Genomic DNA, 18867 nt, shown 5'->3' on the forward strand with positions numbered 1-18867 from the left:
TTCGGGGAGATGCTGTGCGCTGTCGGTGAATAGGATCTGAAGCCCGACCCGAGAGGTGCTCCAGGTTGAGTGAACCGCAGCGTGGCGTCTGTCCGTTATGCGGTGCGCCCCGGGCCGCGGACGGCGCCCCCGCATGCGTGTGCGCCCGGCTCGCGTCCGACGCCCACCGCAGCGCGCGCACGGCGGAGGCCGCCGCCGCCGAGGACTTCGACCCGGTGCGCATCCGGCCGTTCGTCGTGTTCGACGAGGGCCGGGAACCACAGGACGACGCGGGGCCCGGCAGCCCGGCCGCCCCCGGCCCGGCGCCCGCGCGAGAGCCCGGCGAGCCGCCGTCCGCGGAGGCGGCCGACGGGACACAGGAGGCCGCCGGGGCGGACGAGTTCGCGTCGGGCGGGCCCGAATCAGGCGGCCCCGGGTCGGGCACGACCGAAGCGGGCGGCCTCGGGTCGGGCGGGCGTGAGCGGGCCGACGGCTCCGGGGCCGGCCCGGGCGCCGGCGACGCGTCGCCCCCGGGCCGTCGCCGGAGCCCCGTGCGGCTGCTGGTGCTCGCCGGCGTCCTGGCGACCGCCGTGACCGCGGCGGTGCTCGCCGGATTCCTCCTGTACGTAGGTCCCACGCGCCACGGCGCGCTCCCCGAGGACGTGCGGGCGCCGGTGCCCGACGTGACGTCCGGTGGCGTCGCCCCGGGCCGGAAGGCGAGCCCGCGGGCTTCCCGGACCGCGCCGACGCCGACCGCCTCCGACTCCCCCGGCACGCCCTCGCCCGCCGTGGAAAGGCCCACCCGGTCGGCCGCGCCGCCCCCGGCTCCGTCCAGGCGGCCCACCGGCAGCGCGTCCCCCCGGCCGGCCCCGACGGTCTCCGCGCCGCCGGCGCTGCGGTTCGGGGACACGGGTCCCGAGGTGGCCGAACTCCAGGCACGGCTGCGTCGGATCGGCTACCAGGGAGGGGCGACCGAGGGCGTGTACGACCGCGAGGTCGAGAACTCGGTCCGCTCCTACCAGCTCACCCGGGCGGTGCTGGAGGACGAGGCCGGGGTGTACGGCGTCGCGACCCGCGCCGCGCTGGAAGCGGAGACCGACGAGCCCTGACCGCTCAGGGCCGGTCCGGCACCGCCTCGAACCGCCAGCGATGCACCGCCCTGGCCACCAGATCCCCCTCCGGCTCCGGAAGTTCGGGCAGGCCGGGATCGTCGTACCCGGCGTCCCACCAGGTGATGACGAGCACCCGGTCCTGCGGAGCCCGGAAGGTCTCGCTGCGCAGCGGCCGCAGCGGGAGCCGCCGCGCCTGCTCCTGCGCCCAGTGCAGCAGCTCCTCGCCCCGGCCGGCCGCCGCCCGGGCCTCCCACATCAGCGCGACGGTCATGAGTACAGGTTGTCCTTGGCGACCTCGTGCACATGGTCGTGACCGTGGCCGTGCCGATGCCCGGGGTGCCGGCCGGGCACATGCGGGTCGGTCACCGGCAGCGAGGAGTCCGCCGACAGGTCCCAGCCGGACGCGGCCCGGCCCCGGGCGACCATCTCCGCGCCCAGCGCCGCCACCATCGCGCCGTTGTCCGTGCACAGCTTGGGACGCGGCACGCGCAGCCGGATGCCGGCCGCCTCGCAGCGCTCCTGGGCCAGCGCGCGCAGCCGGGAGTTGGCGGCCACACCGCCGCCGATCATCAGGTGGTCGACGCCCTCGTCCTTGCACGCCCGGACGGCCTTGCGGGTCAGGACGTCCACGACCGCCTCCTGGAAGGAGGCCGCCACGTCACGCACCGGGACCTCCTCGCCCGCCGCCCGCCTGGCCTCGATCCAGCGCGCGACCGACGTCTTCAGACCGGAGAAGGAGAAGTCGTACGCCGGGTCGCGCGGTCCGGTCAGACCGCGCGGGAACGCGATCGCCGTCGGGTCGCCCTCACGGGCGTAGCGGTCGATGACCGGGCCGCCCGGGAAGCCCAGGTTCAGCACCCGGGCGATCTTGTCGAAGGCCTCGCCCGCCGCGTCGTCGATGGTCGCGCCGAGCGGACGGACGTCGGAGGTGATGTCGGTGGACAGCAGCAGGGAGGAGTGTCCGCCGGACACCAGCAGCGCCATCGTCGGCTCGGGCAGCGCGCCGTGCTCCAGCTGGTCCACGCAGATGTGCGAGGCGAGGTGGTTGACGCCGTACAGGGGCTTGCCGAGGGCGTAGGCGTAGGCCTTGGCCGCCGAGACGCCGACCAGCAGGGCGCCGGCGAGCCCCGGGCCGGCGGTGACCGCGATGCCGTCGAGGTCCTTCGCGCTCACCCCCGCTTCCTTCAGCGCCCGCTCGACGGTCGGGACCATCGCCTCCAGGTGCGCCCGGGACGCCACCTCCGGCACGACGCCGCCGAAGCGGGCGTGCTCGTCGACGCTGGAGGCGATCGCGTCCGCCAGCAGGGTCGTGCCGCGCACGACGCCGACGCCGGTCTCGTCGCAGGAGGTCTCGATCCCCAGAACGAGGGGTTCGTCAGCCATTGGTCTCGTTTCCCTGTGTTCCCGCTACGGATGTCGATGGGTCGGTGAGGCGCATCACCAGGGCGTCCACGTTGCCCGGCTGGTAGTAGCCGCGGCGGAACCCGATGGCCTCGAACCCGAAGCGCTCGTAGAGCTTCTGGGCACGGACGTTGTCGATGCGGCACTCGAGCAGGACCTCGGCGCACTCGAAGGCGGTCGCCGCGCTCAGCAGCTCCGTGAGCAGCCGGCCGCCGAGGCCGGTGCCCCAGTGGTCGCGGGCCACTGCGATGGTCTGGACGTCGGCGACGTCCCCTGCAGCGGCCAGACCCGCGTACCCGACGATCCGGTCGCCCGCGGCCGCGTCGACCGCGACGAGATAACGCCGGGTCGCCTCCGGGCCGCGGGCGTGGGCCAGGTCGGACCAGAACATGCCCCGGGACCAGGCGTCCTCGGGGAAGAGGTCCTTCTCGAGTTCGAGCACGCGCTCGATGTCCCACCAGCGCATCTCGCGCAGCACGAGGTCGACGGATTCGGTCACTTGGGGGTGACCACCTTGTAGTTCTTGGGCACCTGGGCGTCCGGCCGGCGCAGGTACAGAGGCCGTGGCGCGGGCAGTTCCCCGCCCGCGGCCAGCCGCTCCGCCGCCAGGGCGGCCAGCGCCGCCGCGGAGACGTGCTCGGGTTCGTGCGCGCGGGGGAAGACGTCCGGGTAGAGCAGCGCGCCCGCGCCGACGGCGGGCAGCCCGGCCACCTCGTCGGCGATGTCGGCGGGCCGGTCCACGGCCGGGCCGGACACCCGGGTGCGGGAGTCGGCGTAGCGCGCCCAGTAGACCTCCTTGCGGCGGGCGTCGGTCGCCACCACGAAGGGCCCTTCGAGGTCGGAGGCGTAGGCGAGGCCGTCGAGGGTGCACAGGCCGTGCACGGGGACGCCGAGCGCCAGCCCGAAGGTGTCGGCGGTCATCAGACCGACTCTCAGCCCCGTGTAGGGGCCGGGGCCGACGCCGACGACGATCCCGGTGACGGCGTCGAGCCCGAGCCCGGCGTCGGCGAGCAGCCGGTCGACGGCCGGGAGCAGCAGCTCGCCGTGCCGGCGCGCGTCCACCTGACTCGAGGAGGCGATGACGTCCGTGCCGTCGTGCAGGGCGACGGTGACGGCGGGGGTGGCGGTATCCAGAGCGAGCAAGAGCACGCAAACAGCCTACGGCTCCCGTGCCCCCGAGACCGCCGTCCCGGTCGGAGCGGTGACGGCTGCTAACGTCGCCGCGAAACATGACGTACATCACGTACGGGACAGAACGCGGAAGCGGCCCGGAACGGGCGCAGGACGGACGAGGTGGTCACCGGTGCCCAGCAGCAGCTCGACTTTCGTGGCCGGGCTCACCGCGGCCGCCCTGGCGACGGTCGGGTTCCTCGCGTTCCAGGCGTCGGCGAACGTGCCCGACGATCTGGCCGAGCCGCGGCGCGGCGCCCCCGCGAAGGCGGCGAAGGCGCCCGGGAGCATGGCCCCGACGGCCCTGCCGGACGGCTCCGGCGTGGGCGAGCGGGTGGTGTACGCGCTGACCGCCGACCGGGTGTGGCTGGTCGGCGCGGACGGTCGCGTCAACCGCACGTTCAGGGTCGCCCCCGGCAGTGTGGACCCGCCGCCGGGCAGCTATTCGGTCCGCTCCCGCTCGGGCGCGGTCACCGGCACCGACGGCACCCCGATCGAGCACGTCGTGCGGTTCGCCGAGGTGGACGAAGTGGCGATCGGCTTCAGCGCGGCCCTGGACGGCTCGCTGCCGGAGCCCGACCCGAGGGTGCAGACGGGCGGCATCCGGGAGACCGTCGCGGACGGCGACGCGATGTGGGCGTTCGCGACGATCGGCCGACGGGTCGAGGTGGTCCGGTAGGCGTCTGGTCCGCAGCGGCCCGCGTTGCGCCGTCCGATGACGCGTCAGGCCGCCCGGGGGCGGCGGGCCGGCTTCTTCGCCAGTGCGGGATCGGGCAGTCGCGGAGGGGTCGAGACGGCTTCGGCGGCCGCGCACGAGGCCAGCAGGTCGCGCATGGACACGGGGGCGGGCGCGAGGGGACGCGACGGCCGGGGCGGGGGCTCGGTGGCCGGCATGGACGCCTCCTGAGGTTCGGGGGCGGGCGTGGTTAGGTAGACCTAACTACGAACTGGATACCATGTGACCACGCCCCGGACACGGAACGCAACATTTTGCCGACACGTTGTCGGAACCTTCACGGGGTCCTGCCGGCCGACATGGACGTCCGGCCCACGTGCACGTCAGGCCCACATGGACGTCCGGCCCACGTGCACGTCAGGCCCACATGGACGTCCGGCCCACGTGTACGTCAGGCCCACATGGACGTCAGGCCGACAACACGCCGAGGTCCGCCGAGGCCCACCGCCGCCCGAGCGCCGACACGGTCACGTGCCGCACCTCGTCGTCCGTGTCGCCGACCGCCCGGTGGATGCGGATCTGGAGCCGGTCGTCGGTCAGCTCCTCGACCTTGCCCTCGCCCCACTCCACGACGATCACCGACTCGGGCAGCGACACGTCGAGGTCGAGGTCCTCCATCTCGTCGAGCCCGCCGCCCAGGCGGTACGCGTCGACGTGGACCAGCGGCGGACCGTCCCCCAGGGCGGGGTGCACCCGGGCGATCACGAACGTCGGAGAGGTGACCGCGCCCCGGACCCCGAGCCCCTCCCCGAGCCCTCGGGTGAGCGTCGTCTTGCCGGCCCCGAGCTCCCCGCTCAGCATCACGAGATCGCCGGCGCGCAGCACCTTGGCCAGCCGACGGCCGAAGTCCCGCATCTGCTCGGGGGAGTTGACGGTGATCCGAAGGTCAGCCGGGTGGTGCGGCGCTGCTGGTGTCTCCATAACCTCCCACGGTAGCCCCTGCCGGCACGGCGCCCGCGCGGGTGAGCAGGTCGGCGAGGCGGTCGGTGACCACTTCCGGGTGCTCCAGCATCACGAGGTGCCCGGCGTCGGGGACGAGGACCAGTTCGGCGTCCGGCAGCATGTCGGCGATCGCCTCACTGTGCTCGCTCGGCGTCACCAGGTCCCCGATGCCGGCCAGCACCAGCACCGGCATGTCCGTGAAGCAGGCGAGCGCCTCGGTCTTGTCGTGGTCGGTGAACGCCGGGTAGAACTCGGCGACCACGTCGATCGGCGTGCTCTCGATCATCCGCTCGGCGAACCGTGCCACCGCCGGGTCCACGTCACGGGACGCGAACGAGTACCGCTTGATGATGCCGGCGAAGAGATCGGCGGTCGCCCGGCGCCCCTTCTCCACCAGCGCCGCCTGCTGCCCGAGCGCCCGCAGCACGCCCGGCAGCACCCGCCGGACCGCGTTCACACCGGCGACCGGCAGCCCGAAGTTGACCTCGCCGAGCCGCCCGGACGACGTCCCGACGAACGCCGTGGCGACGACCCGCTCGCGGATCAGCTCGGGGTACAGGGCGGCCAGGGCCATCACCGTCATCCCGCCCATGGAGTGCCCGACGAGCACGATCGGCCCCTCCGGCACGGCCGCGTCGACGACGGCCCTCAGGTCGCGTCCCAGCTGGTCGATGGTGACCGGCACACCGTCCCGGGTCTGGGCGTTGCCGCGTCCGGACCTGCCGTGGCTGCGCTGGTCCCAGTGCACGGTCCGCACGACGCCCCGCAGGGCCGCCCGCTGGAAGTGCCAGGAGTCCTGGTTGAGGCAGTAGCCGTGGCTGAACACCACGGTCACGGGCAGCGGCGCCTTGCGCCCGAAGAGCCTGCGCCGCCGGTTCGGCGGACCGCCCTGCGGCTCGACGTCGTCGACCTCGTAGTACAGCTCGGTGCCGTCGTCGGCGTACGCCTTGCCGGGGGTGCCGCGCAGGCCGCCGTACGGTCCCGCCGAGTCGAGCGCGAGCCGGGCCTTGGCCCGTATGCCCCGCCCCACGGTCATCCGCTCCAGCGCGACGCCGGCCGCGGCTCCCGCGGCGATCACGCCTATCGCGGCGCCCGCGATGCCGGTCGCCCGGCGCCATCCTCCGGCTTCCCCCGTCGCGGACGCGGCGACGACCGCCACGGCGGCGCTCGCCACCGCCTCCGCGCTGCTCTCGCTCACGTGCCGCTCCTCCTGGGCCGATGTCCGTGCACTGACTGCGGGTTACCCGGTCCGGTCACTCATTCACATAGACGCGGGGAACGCGCGATCCGATGCGCGTGACGATCTCGTACCCGATGGTTCCGGCCGCCTGTGCCCAGTCCTGCGCCGTGGGCTCGCCCCGGTCGCCCGGTCCGAAGAGGACCGCCTCCGCGCCCGGGCCGGGATCGTCGCCGCCGAGGTCGACGACGAACTGGTCCATCGCGATGCGGCCGGCGGCCGTCCGCCACTTGCCGCCGACCAGCACCGGGCCCGTCCCGGAGGCGTGCCGGGGCACGCCGTCGGCGTACCCGAGGGGCACCAGCCCGAGCGTCGTCTCGCCCGGGGTGACGTAGTGGTGGCCGTAGCTCACGCCGTGCCCCCCGGGGACGCGCTTCACCAGGGCCAGCGAGGCCGCGAGAGTCATCACCGGACGCAGCCCGAGGTCGGCGGACGAGCCCAGCTCGGGGCTGGGCGAGAGGCCGTACATCGCGATCCCCGGGCGGACCAGGTCGAAGTGGGTCTCCGGGAGGGTGAGCGCGGCCGGGGAGTTGGCGATGTGCCGTACCTCGGGCCGGGCGCCCTGCTGCTCGGCGTACGCCACCATCTCGCGGAACCGGTCGACCTGGGCGGCGACCGAGGGGTGCCCCGGTTCGTCGGCGCAGGCGAAGTGCGACCACAGACCGGTGATCCGCACCAGTCCCTCGCGCTCGGCGCGCAGCGCCTCCCCGACGAGCTCGGGCCAGTCGGCGGGCTGGCATCCGTTGCGTCCGAGCCCGGTGTCGGCCTTGAGCTGCACCCTGGCGGCCCGCCCGGCGGCGCGTGCGCCCTCGACGGCCTCCCGCAGCGCCCACAGCCCGCTCAGCGACACGTCGAGGCCGGCTTCGACGGCCTCCCGCCAGGGCCCGCCCGGCGTCCACAGCCAGCACATGATCCGCACGTCGGCGGGCAGTCCGGCGTGCGCGCGCAGCGCGAGGGCCTCCTCGGGCGTGGCGGCGCCCACCCAGGCGGCGCCGGCCTCGACGGCGGCGCGGGCGCAGGGTGCGGCCCCGTGCCCGTACCCGTCCGCCTTGACCACGGCCATGAACGCGGCGCCCGGCGCCTTGGCGCGCAGGGTACGCACGTTGGCCCGCAGTGCGGCCAGGTCGATCTCGGCGTGGGCGCGCGGCGGGGCGGCGGGCGGCTTGGCAGTCTCACTCATCGCGCCCAGTGTCGCAGAGCGGCAGAACGGCACTCCCGGCACCGGGCCGACGTCCCCGCCCGGTGACCCACCAGCCGGCGCGCGCCGGGGCCGCTCTTACCCAGGGCTGGTACAAGGGGCGTCAGCACCGCCCGGCAGCGCACCGACCGGCAGCGCACCGCGTGACGGCACACCGCGTGACAGCGCACCGCGTGGGCCTGGCCGGCGGAGCAGGCGAGGGCATGAGGGAGGCGAGTTCGACGGACGCAGACGTGAAGGGCGGGGACATGACGCACGGGGACGTGGCGGACGGGGACCTCAAGGGCCGTGGCTTGAGGTCAGGACGGCGCAAGGCCGGTTGGCGCAAGGTCGGTTGGCGCAAGGTCGGGGCCGACGCCCTGCGCTATGCGCTCGCCATCCTCGCGGCCCGCGTCCTGACGGACCTGGTGATGTCCCCCGGCACGGCACGTGACATGTGTTTCGTACTGTTCATCCCGGTCCTCGACTTCCTCCTCCGCACGGCGGGAGCGGTGCTGTCGATACTCCGGGCCGGCTGAACCCGGCCTCCAGCCGCCCCGGCCGCCTCCGGCCCCTCACTCGTCTCCGTCCCCTCACTCGTCTCCGTCCCCTCACTCGTGTCAGGCGTGTCCGGCGGGTCAGTCGCGCACGTCCCGCCAGGCGCGCGGGATCGCCTCGGCCACGTCGTGCGCCCCGGCCGGCGCCCCGTCCGCCGCGTACCGACCCGCCAGGCCGTGCAGATACGCACCGACGCTCCCCGCGTCCAGCGCCCCCAGCCCGGCCGCCAGCAACGAGCCCGCGAGCCCCGACAGCACGTCCCCGCTGCCGGCCGTGGCGAGCCATGCCGTCCCGGTGGCGTTGACCCGCACGGCGCCCTCACCGCCCGCGTCGGCGACCAGCGTCGTCGACCCCTTCAGCAGCACCGTCGCCCGGTACCGCGCCGCCAGCTCCCGCACCGAGGCCAGCCGGGCCCCCTCCACCTGCTCGCGCGCCACGCCCAGCAGCGCGGCCGCCTCCCCGGCGTGCGGCGTCATCAGCGTCGGCGCGGCACGCCCCCGCACCGCGTCGGCGTCCGCCAGCCGCAGCCCGTCGGCGTCGATCAGCACGGGCACCTCGGCGGCCAGCACCTCGGCGACCGTCGCGGCGTCGTCCCCGGCGCCCGGGCCGACGACCCAGGCCTGCACCCGTCCGGCGTGCGCGGGCCCCCGCTCCGACACGAGCGTCTCGGGAAACCGCGCGAGGACCGCGTCCCCGGCCGGACCCACGTACCGCACCGCACCGGCCCCGCCGCGCAGCGCACCCGCGACGGCGAGCACGGCGGCCCCCGGATACCGGGCCGACCCGGCGGCGATCCCGACGACGCCCCGCCGGTACTTGTCGCTCTCCCCGCCCGGCGTCGGCAGCAGGGCGGCCACGTCCGCGTGCTGCAGCGCCTCCAGCTCGGGTACGGCGGGCAGGTGGTCGCCTAGCCCGATGTCGACGAGCCGCACCGAACCGGCGTACTCGCGCGCGGGATCGACGAGCAGCGCCGGCTTGTGCGTGCCGAAGGTGACGGTGAGGTCGGCGCGCATCGCGCTCCCGCGCACCTCGCCGGTGTCGGCGTCGACGCCGCTGGGCAGGTCGACGGCGACGACGAGGGCCCCGGCCCGCTCGACGAGCGCGGCCACGTCCGCCGCCTCCGGCCGCAGACCGCCCTTGCCGCCGATCCCGACGACGCCGTCGAGCACCAGGTCGGCGCGGCGGACGAGGTCGCCGGCCCCGTCGGGAGCCACGGTCGCGCCGCCGGCCCGGCGCAGCGCCGTCAGCCCCCCGGGATGGGCCCGCCCGGGCGCGAGCAGCACCGCGGTCACCCCGGCCCCGCGCCGGGCGAGCCGCGCCCCGGCGTACAGGGCGTCGCCCCCGTTGTCCCCGCTGCCGACCAGCAGCACGATCCGGCGTCCGTACACCCGGCCCAGCAGGTCGGCGCAGGCGGCGGCGAGCCCGGCGGCGGCCCGTTGCATGAGGGCCCCTTCCGGGACCCGGGCCATCAGCTCCCGTTCGGCACGACGGACGGTCTCCACGCAGTAGGCAGTACGCATACGGTCGAGTCTGCCCCGGCCTCCCCCGCGGCCGCACCCGCACGCCTCACCCTTCGGCCACCACCACCGCCGAGGCCACGCCCGCGTCGTGACTCAGCGACACATGCCATCCCCGTACGCCCAGTTCGGCCGCCCGGGCGGCGACGCTCCCCTGCACCCGCAACCGGGGCCGCCCGCTCTCCTCGACGTACACCTCGGCGTCGGTCCACAGCAGTCCGGGCGGGGCCCCGAGCGCCTTGGCGAGGGCCTCCTTCGCCGCGAACCGGGCCGCCAGCGAGGCCGCGCCCCTGCGCTCCCCGCTGGGCAGCAGCAACTCGCTCCGCAGGAAAAGCCGCTCGGCGAGCCCGGGTGTCCGTTCCATGGACGCCGCGAAGCGCTCGATCTCGGCCACGTCGATACCGACCCCGATGATGCTCATGCCGAGCACCCTAGGCCCTCGATGTCACCGCCTGGTGCTAGCCTGCGGCGACTTGATCGCGTCACATCACGTCAAGTCGGAAGCAGAGTTTCACAGCGGACTTTCACCGCCGCCGCGCGCCCTGGGGGGCCAGCCCGCGCGCCGCGGACGGCGACGCCAGGGGGCGGGGGGAATGAGCAGCAAGACCAGCGGCATGACCAGCGGCAGATCCATGAGCTCGTCGGGGCCGACGTTCGACCCGTACGACAACACACCCGAGCTGATCCCGCTGCGCACCGCCGCGCAGGCCGGGGACTGGCCGGCCGTCCGGGCGTACTTCGCGGGGCTCGGTTCGGCCGACAGGATCTCCTCGGCCGCCCGCCTCCTCGGCGACACCGCCGGCGTCGAGGGCTTCCTGGAGCGGGCGGCCGCCGAATCGCCCGCCGACCCGCTGCCCCGCACCCTGCTGGCCGAGCGGTACGTCTGCATCGGCTGGGACATCCGCAGCGGCTCCCGCGCCAAGGACGTCTCGCAGGACCAGTTCACCCAGTTCCACAACTGGCTGCGGCGGGCCGAGCAGCTGCTGATCGACGTCTGCGCCGAACAGCCCTCGTACGCCCCCGCCTGGACCGCCCGGCTGACGACCGCGCGCGGTCTGCAGCTGGGGCAGGCCGAGGCGCGCCGCCGCTACGACCGGCTGTCCGCGCACCACCCGCACCACTACCGCGCGCAGACACAACTGCTGCAGCAGCTCTGCCCGAAGTGGGGCGGCTCCTGGGAGGCGGCACACGGTTTCGCCCGGGAGTGCGCCACCGGGGCCCCCGACGGTTCGAACTCCGCCGCCGTGGTGGCCCTCGCCCACATCGAGCACTGGCTGGACCTGCCGAGCGGCGAGGACGCCGCGTACCTGCGGGGCGTGCCGGTCCGCGACGACCTGCGCTTCGCCGCCCAGGTCTCCGTGCTGCACCCCGGCCACCGGCCCGACTGGAACTCGGTCGCCGCGCACAACGCGTTCGCGTTCGCGTTCTCGCTGGGCGGCCATTACGCGGACGCGGCCCCGCACTTCGCCTTCCTCGGCGACCGCGCCACGGAATACCCGTGGCAGTACCTGCCCGACCAGAAGTCCGCGTTTCTCGGCTTCCGCAAGGCCGCACTGGAAGCCTCTGGAGGCGGCGCCCGATGACCACGAACCTGCACAAGCACGACGGCGTCGACGACCTGGACGGCCTCGCCGCCCTCGAGGGCCTCGTCTCGCACACCACCACGAACGGCGTGCCCACCCTCTACGCCCCCGCCGCCGGCAAGGAGATCACCGCCGGTCTCTTCTTCCGGGTGGGCCGTGCCGACGAGACGCTGGCCACGGCCGGCGTCACCCATCTCGTCGAGCACCTCGCCCTGCACCGGCTGGGCCTGTCCGACCTGCACTACAACGGCGCGACGGCGAACGCGTACACCCTCTTCCACGTGCACGGCAGCGAGGAGGAGGTGGTCGAGTACCTGAACAGCGTGTGCGCCGGGCTGCGGGACCTGCCGATGGAGCGGCTGGAGACCGAACGGGAGATCCTCCGCACGGAGGCGGCCGGCCGCGGCGGGGGACCCCAGCACCAGATGCCGCTGTGGCGGTACGGCGCCCAGGGCTACGGACTGTCCAGCTACAACGAACTGGGCACCTGGAGCCTCACGCCCGACCAGGTCCGCCACTGGGCCGAGACTCGCTTCACCAGCGACAACGCGGTGCTGTGGATCACCAGCGACCGCGTCCCCGAGGGCCTGGACCTGACCCTCCCCCGGGGCTCCCGCTTCCCCGCCCCGGCCGCGACCAGCGCCCTGCCCGTCACCCCGGCGTACATCAGCGGCGACGACGGGCACGTGGTGCTCACCTCGGTGCTGCGCCGCTCCACCGCGGCCAGTGTCTTCGCGGACGTCCTCGGCCGGGCCCTCTTCCAGGACCTGCGTCAGGAGGGCGGCTACTCCTACTCCGCGGAGGCCGACTACAGCCCGCGCGACGCCGAGTTCGCCACCCTCACCGCGTACGCCGACGCCCTCCCGCAGAAGCAGGACGCGGTCGTCGGCGGCTTCGTCGACACCCTCGCGCGGCTGCGCGCGGGCCGCATCGAGCAGGCCGAGCTGGACTCCGTCCGCGGCAAGCTCCTCAAGGTGTACGACGCCCCCGACCTCGGCGCGGCCGTGCTCCCCTCGTACGCGCTGAGCCTGCTGCTCGGGCACCCGCTCCTCACCCCCGACCAGCACCGGGCCGAGCTGAACGCGGTGACGACGCAGGACCTCCACGAGGTCGCCCGCCAGGCGTGGGACGGCGCGCTGCTGCAGGTGCCGGGCCGGGGCGTCGACTGGGCGGGCCTCACCCTCGCCCCGCAGTTCTCGACGGCCGCCGTGACCGGCACCCGCCACCAGTCCCTGGAGGACGAGGACGTCGCCCTGGTCATCGGCGCGGAGGGCGTCAGCCTGCTCACCCCGAGGGGCCCGGTCACCGTCCGCCACGACGCCTGCGCGGCGATGACCACGCGTCCCGACGGCGCCCGCACCCTCACCGGTCACGACGGTTTCTCGGTCACCGTGGAGCCGACCCTGTACAAGGGCGTCACCCCGGACCGCATCGCGGCGCTGGACGCGGCCGTGCCCGGCGGGGCGATCGTGCGGATGCCGGCCCGTGAACCCGACCACATCCCGCAGCCCCGCAAGCGGCCCCCGACGGCCCCTTCGGCCGGCGCCGGCGGCTCGGTGGGGGGCTGGACCGCCGCTCTTTGGCTTGTGGGCCTGCTGGCGGCGGCCTGGGGCGTGCTGTGCGGGGTCATCACCGCCGACGAGTCCGCGATGGCGGATCCCGAGTGGGACGCGGTCACCGGCGTCTGGATCATGGAACTGCCGCTGCTCTTCGCGGCCTGGAAGCTGTTCGCCGCCCGCAGGCGCCGCACCCGGAACTGACCCACCGCATGGGGGGCGGACACATGGCACGCCCCCCACGCTGACGCCACGCCGCCATGGCGACGGCCTCTACTCCACGGTGACCGACTTGGCGAGGTTGCGCGGCTGATCCACCTCGTTGCCCCGCGCGGTCGCCAGCTCGCACGCGAACACCTGCAACGGCACCGTCGCGACCAGCGGCTGCAGCAGCACCGGCGTGGCGGGGATCCGCACGAGGTGGTCGGCGTACGGCACGACCGCCTCGTCCCCCTCCTCCGCGATCACGATCGTCCGCGCCCCCCGCGCCCGGATCTCCTGGATGTTGGAGACGATCTTGTCGTGCAGGACGGACCGGCCGCGCGGCGAGGGCACGACCACCACCACCGGCAGGTCCTCCTCGATGAGGGCGATCGGCCCGTGCTTCAGCTCCCCCGCCGCGAACCCCTCCGCGTGCATGTAGGCGAGCTCCTTCAGCTTGAGGGCGCCCTCCAGCGCGACGGGATAGCCCACGTGCCGGCCGAGGAACAGCACGGTGTCCTTGTCGGCCAGCGACCGGGCCAGCTCCCGCACCGGCTCCATGGTCTCCAGCACCCGCTCCACCTCGCCGGAGATCCGCGCCAGGTCCCGGACGACGGCCCGGATCTCGTCCCCCCACTTGGTGCCGCGCACCTGACCGAGATACAGGGCGACCAGGTAGCACGCCACCAGCTGGGTCAGGAACGCCTTGGTGGACGCGACGGCCACCTCAGGCCCCGCGTGCGTGTAGAGCACGGCGTCCGACTCACGGGGGATGGTCGACCCGTTGGTGTTGCAGATGGCCAGCACCTTCGACCCCTGGTCCCGCGCGTGCCGCAGCGCCATCAGCGTGTCCATCGTCTCGCCGGACTGGGAGATGGCGATGACGAGGGAGCGCGGGTCCAGGATCGGGTCCCGGTAGCGGAACTCGCTGGCCAGCTCCACTTCGCAGGGGATGCGCGTCCAGTGCTCGATGGCGTACTTGGCGATCAGCCCGGCGTGGAAGGCCGTACCGCAGGCGACGACGACGATCTTGTCGATCTCCCGCAGCTCCCGTGCGGGGATGCGCACCTCGTCGAGGGTCAGCGAGCCGCCGGCGTCGATCCGCCCGAGCAGGGTGTCGGCCACGGCCTTGGGCTGCTCGGCGATCTCCTTGAGCATGAAGTAGTCGTAGCCCCCCTTCTCCGCCGCCGACGCGTCCCAGTCGACGTGGTACGAACGCACCTGGGCGGGCCGGCCGTCGAACCCGGTGACCGTCACCCCGTCCCGGCGCAGTTCCACCACCTGGTCCTGGCCCAGTTCGATCGCCGACCGGGTGTGCGCGATGAACGCGGCGACGTCCGAGGCGAGAAAGGCCTCGCCCTCGCCGACACCCACCACCAGCGGCGAGTTGCGGCGCGCCCCGACCACCACGTCCGGCTCGTCCGCGTGCACCGCGACCAGCGTGAACGCGCCCTCGAGCCGCCGGCACACGAGCCGCATCGCCTCCGCCAGGTCGGAGGTCACGGAGAACTCCTCGGCGAGCAGATGGGCGACGGCCTCGGTGTCGGTCTCGGACAGCAGCTCGTGTCCCCGCTCGGCCAGTTCGGCCCGCAGCGCCGCGAAGTTCTCGATGATCCCGTTGTGCACGACGGCGACCCGCCCGGCGTTGTCGAGATGCGGGTGGGCGTTGGCGTCGGTGGGCCCGCCGTGTGTGGCCCACCGGGTGTGCCCGATGCCCGTCGTCCCGGCCGGCAGCGGCCGCTCCGTCAGCTCCTTCTCCAGATTGACGAGCTTGCCCGCCTTCTTCGCCGCGGCGAGCCCCCCGTCGGCCGGCACGGCGACGCCCGCCGAGTCGTACCCCCGGTACTCCAGCCGCTTCAGTCCGGCCATCACGACGTCGAGCGCCGACTGAGACCCCACGTATCCCACGATTCCGCACATGCGCGGCAGCCTACGGCCGAAGCCCGCCCCGAAAGAGCCTCCGCGTGCCCGATTCCGGAAATTCCCACCGCCGCACGAACACCCCGTCCGCACCCGTCCCCGCCCTGCCCACACACAGTCCGCGCCCAGTCCGCGCCCAGTCCGCGCCCCGACGCCGCCCCCAGGCGGCTCCCCGCCGACCGGCGTGACGGACCCCACCCGCCATCGCGTTCAAACTCCGTTAACAATGGACTGTGATCTCTCCGGTCCCCCCGATGCCCCGGAGCGCCCACCGGCACAAGCCGGAGGCGACTCCCTACGTCGACCTCACCCGATCCGAGTGGAGTGCGCTGCGGGAGAAGACCCCGCTGCCGCTGACCGCCGAGGAGCTCGAGAAGCTGCGCGGTCTGGGCGACGTCATCGACCTCGACGAGGTGCGGGACATCTACCTCCCGCTCTCCCGCCTCCTCAACCTCTACGTGGGCGCCACCGACGGCCTGCGCGGCGCCCTGAACACCTTCCTGGGCGAGAAGGGCTCGCAGTCCGGCACCCCCTTCGTGATAGGGGTCGCCGGCTCCGTCGCCGTCGGCAAGTCCACGGTCGCCCGTCTGCTGCAGGCCCTGCTCTCCCGCTGGCCGGAGCACCCGCGCGTGGAACTGGTCACCACGGACGGCTTCCTGCTGCCCACTCGGGAACTCGAGGCCCGCGGCCTGATGTCCCGCAAGGGCTTCCCCGAGTCCTACGACCGCCGCGCGCTGACCCGGTTCGTCGCCGACATCAAGGCGGGCAAGGGCGAGGTCACCGCGCCCGTCTACTCCCACCTGATCTACGACATCGTCCCCGACCGACGGCTCGCCGTCCGCCGCCCCGACATCCTCATCGTCGAGGGCCTGAACGTCCTGCAGCCCGCCCTGCCCGGCAGCGACGGCCGCACCCGCGTCGGCCTCGCCGACTACTTCGACTTCAGCGTGTACGTCGACGCGAGCACCGAGGACATCGAGCGCTGGTACCTCAGCCGGTTCCGGAAACTGCGTCAGACCGCCTTCCAGAACCCGGACTCGTACTTCCGCAAGTACACCCAGGTCTCCGAGGAGGAGGCCCTCGACTACGCCCGCACGCTCTGGCGCACCATCAACAAACCGAACCTGGTGGAGAACATCGCCCCCACCCGCGGCCGGGCCGGCCTCGTGGTCCGCAAGGGCCCCGACCACAAGGTCCAGCGGCTGCGCCTGCGCAAACTCTGACGGCTACCCTGCCCCCATGCTGCACCTGCGTCTGATCACCCCGGCGGAGCGGACCGACGACGTGGTCCGTCTGATCGAGCGGACCGTCGGGGCCACCCATCTGGTGGTCCTGCCCGAGGCCGCCCGCAACCCGGCCGGCGACGTCGTCCTGTGCGACGTGGCCCGCGAGGCAGGCGACGAACTCCTGTCCGAACTGCAGGAGTTGGGCCTGGAGGAGACCGGCTCGATCGCCGTGGAGAACATCGACCTGTCGCTCTCCCTGCGCGCGGACAAGGCCGAGGCGGAGGCCCCCGGCGAAGCCGCCGACGCGGTCCTGTGGGAGCACCTGACCGACGCCACCCACGAGGAGTCGACGCTCTCCGTCACCTACCTCGCCTTCATCACGCTGGCCACGATGATCGCGGCCTGCGGCGTGGTGCTCGACAACGCGGTCCTCATCGTCGGCGCGATGGCGGTCGGCCCGGAGTTCGGCCCGCTCGCCGGCATCTCCACCTCGATCGTGCAGCGCGCCCCCCGCCTGGCCCTGCGCTCGCTGATCGCACTCCTGGTGGGCTTCGCCGTGGCCATGGCGGTGACCGTGGGCTTCAGCCTCTTCATGGACGCGCTGGACCTGTTCAGCCAGGCGCGGCTGGAGGCAGACCGCCCCCAGACCGGCTTCGTCTACGCCCCGGACGCCTTCTCCTTCGTCGTCGCCGTGCTGGCCGGAGTCGCCGGCACGCTCTCGCTGACGTCGGCGAAGTCGGGCGCCCTGGTGGGCGTGGCGATCTCGGTGACGACGGTCCCGGCGGCGGCGAACGCGGCGGTCGCCCTCAGCTACGGCGACATGAACCAGACCTGGGGCTCGGCACAACAGCTCCTGCTGAACCTCCTGGGCATCATCCTGGCCGGCACCCTGACCCTCCTGACCCAAAAATGGGCCTGGTCAAAACGCCAGTGACCCCCAACAAACCCGCACCACCCAACACCACCCGGACCACCCCACCCAGGGGCGCGGGGAACTGCGCAACAAGCCCCGGCAAACCCGCACCACCCAACGCCGCCCAGGCCAGCCCCCAGGGGCGCGGGGAACTGCGCGACCAGCCACCACGCACCCGCAGCCGCGACGCGCAGAACCCCAACCCCGATCGACCCCGGCCCGCCTCCGGCTAACCCAGCGCCGACTTCACGACATCCGCCAGCCGCCCGGCGACAGCCCGAGCCTGATCGATGTCCGCCGCCTCGACCATCACCCGAACCAGCGGCTCGGTCCCGGACGGCCGCAGCAACACCCGCCCGGTGGACCCGAGTTCCCGCTCCGCCTCGCCGACGGCGGTCGCCAGCTCGGCCGAGTTCCCGACCCGGGACCTGTCGACGTCGGGCACGTTGATCAGGACCTGCGGCAACCGCTCCATCACGGAGGCCAGCTCACGCAGCGACCGCCCCGTCTCCGCGACGCGAGCCGCCAGCATCAGCCCGGTCAGCGTGCCGTCGCCGGTCGTCGCATGGTCGAGGATGATCACATGCCCGGACTGCTCGCCGCCGAGCGCGTACCCGTGCTGCTTCATCTCCTCGAGCACATAGCGGTCGCCGACCGCGGCCTGCACGAGGTGGATCCCCTCGCGCTCCATGGCCAGCTTGAAGCCGAGGTTGGACATGACGGTCGCGACAACGGTGTCCGAGCGCAGCACGCCCCGCTCCCGCATGGACAGCGCCAGCACGGCGAGGATCTGGTCGCCGTCGATCTCCTCACCCGTGTGGTCCACGGCGAGGCACCGGTCCGCGTCACCGTCGTGCGCGATGCCGAGGGCGGCGCCGTGCTCGATGACCGCGGCCTTCAGCTTGTCCAGGTGGGTCGACCCGCAGCCGTCGTTGATGTTGAGCCCGTCCGGCTCGGCCCCGATGGTCACGATCTCCGCGCCGGCCCGGGCGAACGCCTCCGGCGACACCCACGCGGCGGCGCCGTGCGCCTCGTCGAGGACGATCCGCAGCCCGTCGAGCCGGTTCGGCAGGACGGCGATGAGGTGGGCGACGTACCGGTCGAACCCCTCGTCGTAACTGCGCACGCGACCGACGCCGCCGCCGGTCGGCCGGTCCCAGGGCGCGCCGGTGCGGTGCTCCTCGTAGACGGTCTCGATGGCGTCCTCGAGCTCGTCGGCGAGCTTGTGACCGCCGCGGGCGAAGAACTTGACGCCGTTGTCCGGCATCGCGTTGTGGCTGGCCGAGAGCATCACGCCGAGGTCCGCGCCGAGCACGCCGGTGAGGTACGCGACCGCCGGCGTCGGCAGCACGCCGACCTTCAGCACGTCCACGCCCGCACTCGCCAGACCCGCCACCACGGCGGCTTCCAGGAACTCCCCGGACGCGCGCGGGTCCCGTCCGACGACGGCCACCGGTCGGTGACCCTCGAAGGTGCCCGCCTCGGCCAGCACGTGCGCCGCCGCGACGGACAGGCCGAGGGCCATCTCCGCCGTCAGATCCGCGTTGGCGACACCGCGCACGCCGTCCGTGCCGAAGAGTCGTCCCACTTGTCCTCCTGAGGAAGCGTCAGTTTCACAGGCCGTGCGGGCCCGGTCGCC

Annotated in this window: 19 protein-coding genes; 7 read left to right on the forward strand and 12 right to left on the reverse strand. The window is 73.9% G+C overall.

Annotation, left to right across the window (positions count from 1 at the left end):
- Positions 1-65 precede the first annotated feature (65 nt).
- Complete coding sequence (locus tag OHS82_RS17640) at positions 66-1088, forward strand: peptidoglycan-binding domain-containing protein (RefSeq protein WP_057584650.1); 1023 nt, start codon at positions 66-68, stop codon at positions 1086-1088.
- 4 nt (positions 1089-1092) lie between these two features.
- Here the strand turns inward: OHS82_RS17640 and OHS82_RS17645 are convergent, their stop codons facing one another.
- The 4 genes from OHS82_RS17645 to tsaB are packed head-to-tail and all read right to left on the reverse strand — an operon-like array spanning position 1093 to position 3641.
- Positions 1093-1362 carry a hypothetical protein gene (locus tag OHS82_RS17645; protein WP_057584651.1) on the reverse strand — a complete coding sequence of 90 codons (270 nt, stop codon included), beginning with the start codon at positions 1360-1362 and terminating at the stop codon, positions 1093-1095.
- Positions 1359-2474: a tRNA (adenosine(37)-N6)-threonylcarbamoyltransferase complex transferase subunit TsaD gene (gene tsaD / locus OHS82_RS17650; protein ID WP_266726333.1), complete on the reverse strand. Its 1116-nt coding sequence runs from the start codon at positions 2472-2474 to the stop codon at positions 1359-1361. Before tsaD ends, OHS82_RS17645 begins: the two co-directional genes overlap by 4 nt.
- Positions 2467-2991 (reverse strand): ribosomal protein S18-alanine N-acetyltransferase, encoded by a 525-nt coding sequence (gene rimI / locus OHS82_RS17655; RefSeq protein ID WP_057584653.1) that lies wholly within the window; start codon positions 2989-2991, stop codon positions 2467-2469. The genes tsaD and rimI overlap by 8 nt, the downstream gene beginning before the upstream one ends.
- Positions 2988-3641, reverse strand: coding sequence for a tRNA (adenosine(37)-N6)-threonylcarbamoyltransferase complex dimerization subunit type 1 TsaB (tsaB, locus tag OHS82_RS17660; RefSeq protein WP_057584654.1), 654 nt, complete (start codon positions 3639-3641; stop codon positions 2988-2990). The genes rimI and tsaB overlap by 4 nt, the downstream gene beginning before the upstream one ends.
- A gap of 154 nt (positions 3642-3795) precedes the next feature.
- Here tsaB and OHS82_RS17665 point away from each other — a divergent pair, with 154 nt between their 5' ends.
- Complete coding sequence (locus OHS82_RS17665) at positions 3796-4341, forward strand: L,D-transpeptidase (RefSeq protein WP_057584655.1); 546 nt, start codon at positions 3796-3798, stop codon at positions 4339-4341.
- Between the two features lie 44 nt (positions 4342-4385).
- On the opposite strand, the gene OHS82_RS17670 is transcribed toward OHS82_RS17665, so the two are convergent.
- The 4 genes from OHS82_RS17670 to alr all read right to left on the reverse strand — a co-directional run bounded on the left by OHS82_RS17670 (position 4386) and on the right by alr (position 7757).
- Positions 4386-4556: a hypothetical protein gene (locus OHS82_RS17670; protein ID WP_199863993.1), complete on the reverse strand. Its 171-nt coding sequence runs from the start codon at positions 4554-4556 to the stop codon at positions 4386-4388.
- A 250-nt stretch (positions 4557-4806) separates the two neighbouring features.
- Positions 4807-5319 (reverse strand): tRNA (adenosine(37)-N6)-threonylcarbamoyltransferase complex ATPase subunit type 1 TsaE, encoded by a 513-nt coding sequence (tsaE, locus tag OHS82_RS17675; RefSeq protein WP_057584656.1) that lies wholly within the window; start codon positions 5317-5319, stop codon positions 4807-4809.
- Positions 5285-6538, reverse strand: a complete 1254-nt coding sequence (locus tag OHS82_RS17680; protein ID WP_057584657.1) for an alpha/beta fold hydrolase — start codon at positions 6536-6538, stop codon at positions 5285-5287. Before OHS82_RS17680 ends, tsaE begins: the two co-directional genes overlap by 35 nt.
- 55 nt (positions 6539-6593) lie before the next feature.
- The gene (gene alr / locus OHS82_RS17685) at positions 6594-7757 is read right to left on the reverse strand and encodes an alanine racemase (RefSeq protein ID WP_057584658.1); all 1164 of its coding nucleotides are present in this window, start codon (positions 7755-7757) and stop codon (positions 6594-6596) included.
- Positions 7758-7933: 176 nt separating this feature from the next.
- On the opposite strand from alr, the gene OHS82_RS17690 reads away from it, so the two are divergent.
- Entirely contained in the window at positions 7934-8293 is a 360-nt protein-coding gene (locus tag OHS82_RS17690; RefSeq protein ID WP_328434130.1) for a hypothetical protein, read from the forward strand.
- A 99-nt stretch (positions 8294-8392) separates the two neighbouring features.
- On the opposite strand, the gene OHS82_RS17695 is transcribed toward OHS82_RS17690, so the two are convergent.
- Positions 8393-9832 carry a bifunctional ADP-dependent NAD(P)H-hydrate dehydratase/NAD(P)H-hydrate epimerase gene (locus OHS82_RS17695; protein WP_057584660.1) on the reverse strand — a complete coding sequence of 480 codons (1440 nt, stop codon included), beginning with the start codon at positions 9830-9832 and terminating at the stop codon, positions 8393-8395.
- Between the two features lie 46 nt (positions 9833-9878).
- Complete coding sequence (locus tag OHS82_RS17700) at positions 9879-10250, reverse strand: holo-ACP synthase (protein WP_057584784.1); 372 nt, start codon at positions 10248-10250, stop codon at positions 9879-9881.
- 172 nt (positions 10251-10422) lie between these two features.
- Between OHS82_RS17700 and OHS82_RS17705 the strand changes: the two genes are divergently transcribed.
- On the forward strand, positions 10423-11412 hold the full coding sequence (locus tag OHS82_RS17705) for a hypothetical protein (protein ID WP_328434131.1): 990 nt from the start codon (positions 10423-10425) through the stop codon (positions 11410-11412).
- Positions 11409-13172, forward strand: coding sequence for a M16 family metallopeptidase (locus OHS82_RS17710; protein ID WP_328434132.1), 1764 nt, complete (start codon positions 11409-11411; stop codon positions 13170-13172). Before OHS82_RS17705 ends, OHS82_RS17710 begins: the two co-directional genes overlap by 4 nt.
- 69 nt (positions 13173-13241) lie before the next feature.
- Here OHS82_RS17710 and glmS read toward each other — a convergent pair whose 3' ends face one another.
- Positions 13242-15089 (reverse strand): glutamine--fructose-6-phosphate transaminase (isomerizing), encoded by a 1848-nt coding sequence (gene glmS / locus OHS82_RS17715; RefSeq protein ID WP_328434133.1) that lies wholly within the window; start codon positions 15087-15089, stop codon positions 13242-13244.
- Between the two features lie 254 nt (positions 15090-15343).
- Between glmS and coaA the strand changes: the two genes are divergently transcribed.
- Both coaA and OHS82_RS17725 read left to right on the forward strand, forming a co-directional pair.
- The gene (gene coaA / locus OHS82_RS17720) at positions 15344-16312 is read left to right on the forward strand and encodes a type I pantothenate kinase (RefSeq protein ID WP_057584662.1); all 969 of its coding nucleotides are present in this window, start codon (positions 15344-15346) and stop codon (positions 16310-16312) included.
- A gap of 16 nt (positions 16313-16328) precedes the next feature.
- Entirely contained in the window at positions 16329-17249 is a 921-nt protein-coding gene (locus OHS82_RS17725) for a DUF389 domain-containing protein (protein ID WP_057584663.1), read from the forward strand.
- 208 nt (positions 17250-17457) lie between these two features.
- Here OHS82_RS17725 and glmM read toward each other — a convergent pair whose 3' ends face one another.
- Positions 17458-18816, reverse strand: a complete 1359-nt coding sequence (gene glmM, locus OHS82_RS17730) for a phosphoglucosamine mutase (protein ID WP_057584664.1) — start codon at positions 18814-18816, stop codon at positions 17458-17460.
- Positions 18817-18867: the final 51 nt, after the last annotated feature.

Origin of the sequence: Streptomyces sp. NBC_00425 (assembly GCF_036030735.1) — a bacterium.
Taxonomy (GTDB): domain Bacteria; phylum Actinomycetota; class Actinomycetes; order Streptomycetales; family Streptomycetaceae; genus Streptomyces.

Coding starts and splice junctions, on each gene's coding strand:
- glmS (WP_328434133.1), bottom strand. CDS start 15,089: ATGTGCGGAATCGTGGGATACGTGGGGTCTCAGTCGGCGCTCGACGTC.
- OHS82_RS17645 (WP_057584651.1), bottom strand. CDS start 1,362: ATGACCGTCGCGCTGATGTGGGAGGCCCGGGCGGCGGCCGGCCGGGGC.
- OHS82_RS17710 (WP_328434132.1), top strand. CDS start 11,409: ATGACCACGAACCTGCACAAGCACGACGGCGTCGACGACCTGGACGGC.
- OHS82_RS17695 (WP_057584660.1), bottom strand. CDS start 9,832: ATGCGTACTGCCTACTGCGTGGAGACCGTCCGTCGTGCCGAACGGGAG.
- OHS82_RS17700 (WP_057584784.1), bottom strand. CDS start 10,250: ATGAGCATCATCGGGGTCGGTATCGACGTGGCCGAGATCGAGCGCTTC.
- OHS82_RS17705 (WP_328434131.1), top strand. CDS start 10,423: ATGAGCAGCAAGACCAGCGGCATGACCAGCGGCAGATCCATGAGCTCG.
- OHS82_RS17670 (WP_199863993.1), bottom strand. CDS start 4,556: ATGCCGGCCACCGAGCCCCCGCCCCGGCCGTCGCGTCCCCTCGCGCCC.
- coaA (WP_057584662.1), top strand. CDS start 15,344: ATGCCCCGGAGCGCCCACCGGCACAAGCCGGAGGCGACTCCCTACGTC.
- alr (WP_057584658.1), bottom strand. CDS start 7,757: ATGAGTGAGACTGCCAAGCCGCCCGCCGCCCCGCCGCGCGCCCACGCC.
- tsaE (WP_057584656.1), bottom strand. CDS start 5,319: ATGGAGACACCAGCAGCGCCGCACCACCCGGCTGACCTTCGGATCACC.
- tsaD (WP_266726333.1), bottom strand. CDS start 2,474: ATGGCTGACGAACCCCTCGTTCTGGGGATCGAGACCTCCTGCGACGAG.
- OHS82_RS17725 (WP_057584663.1), top strand. CDS start 16,329: ATGCTGCACCTGCGTCTGATCACCCCGGCGGAGCGGACCGACGACGTG.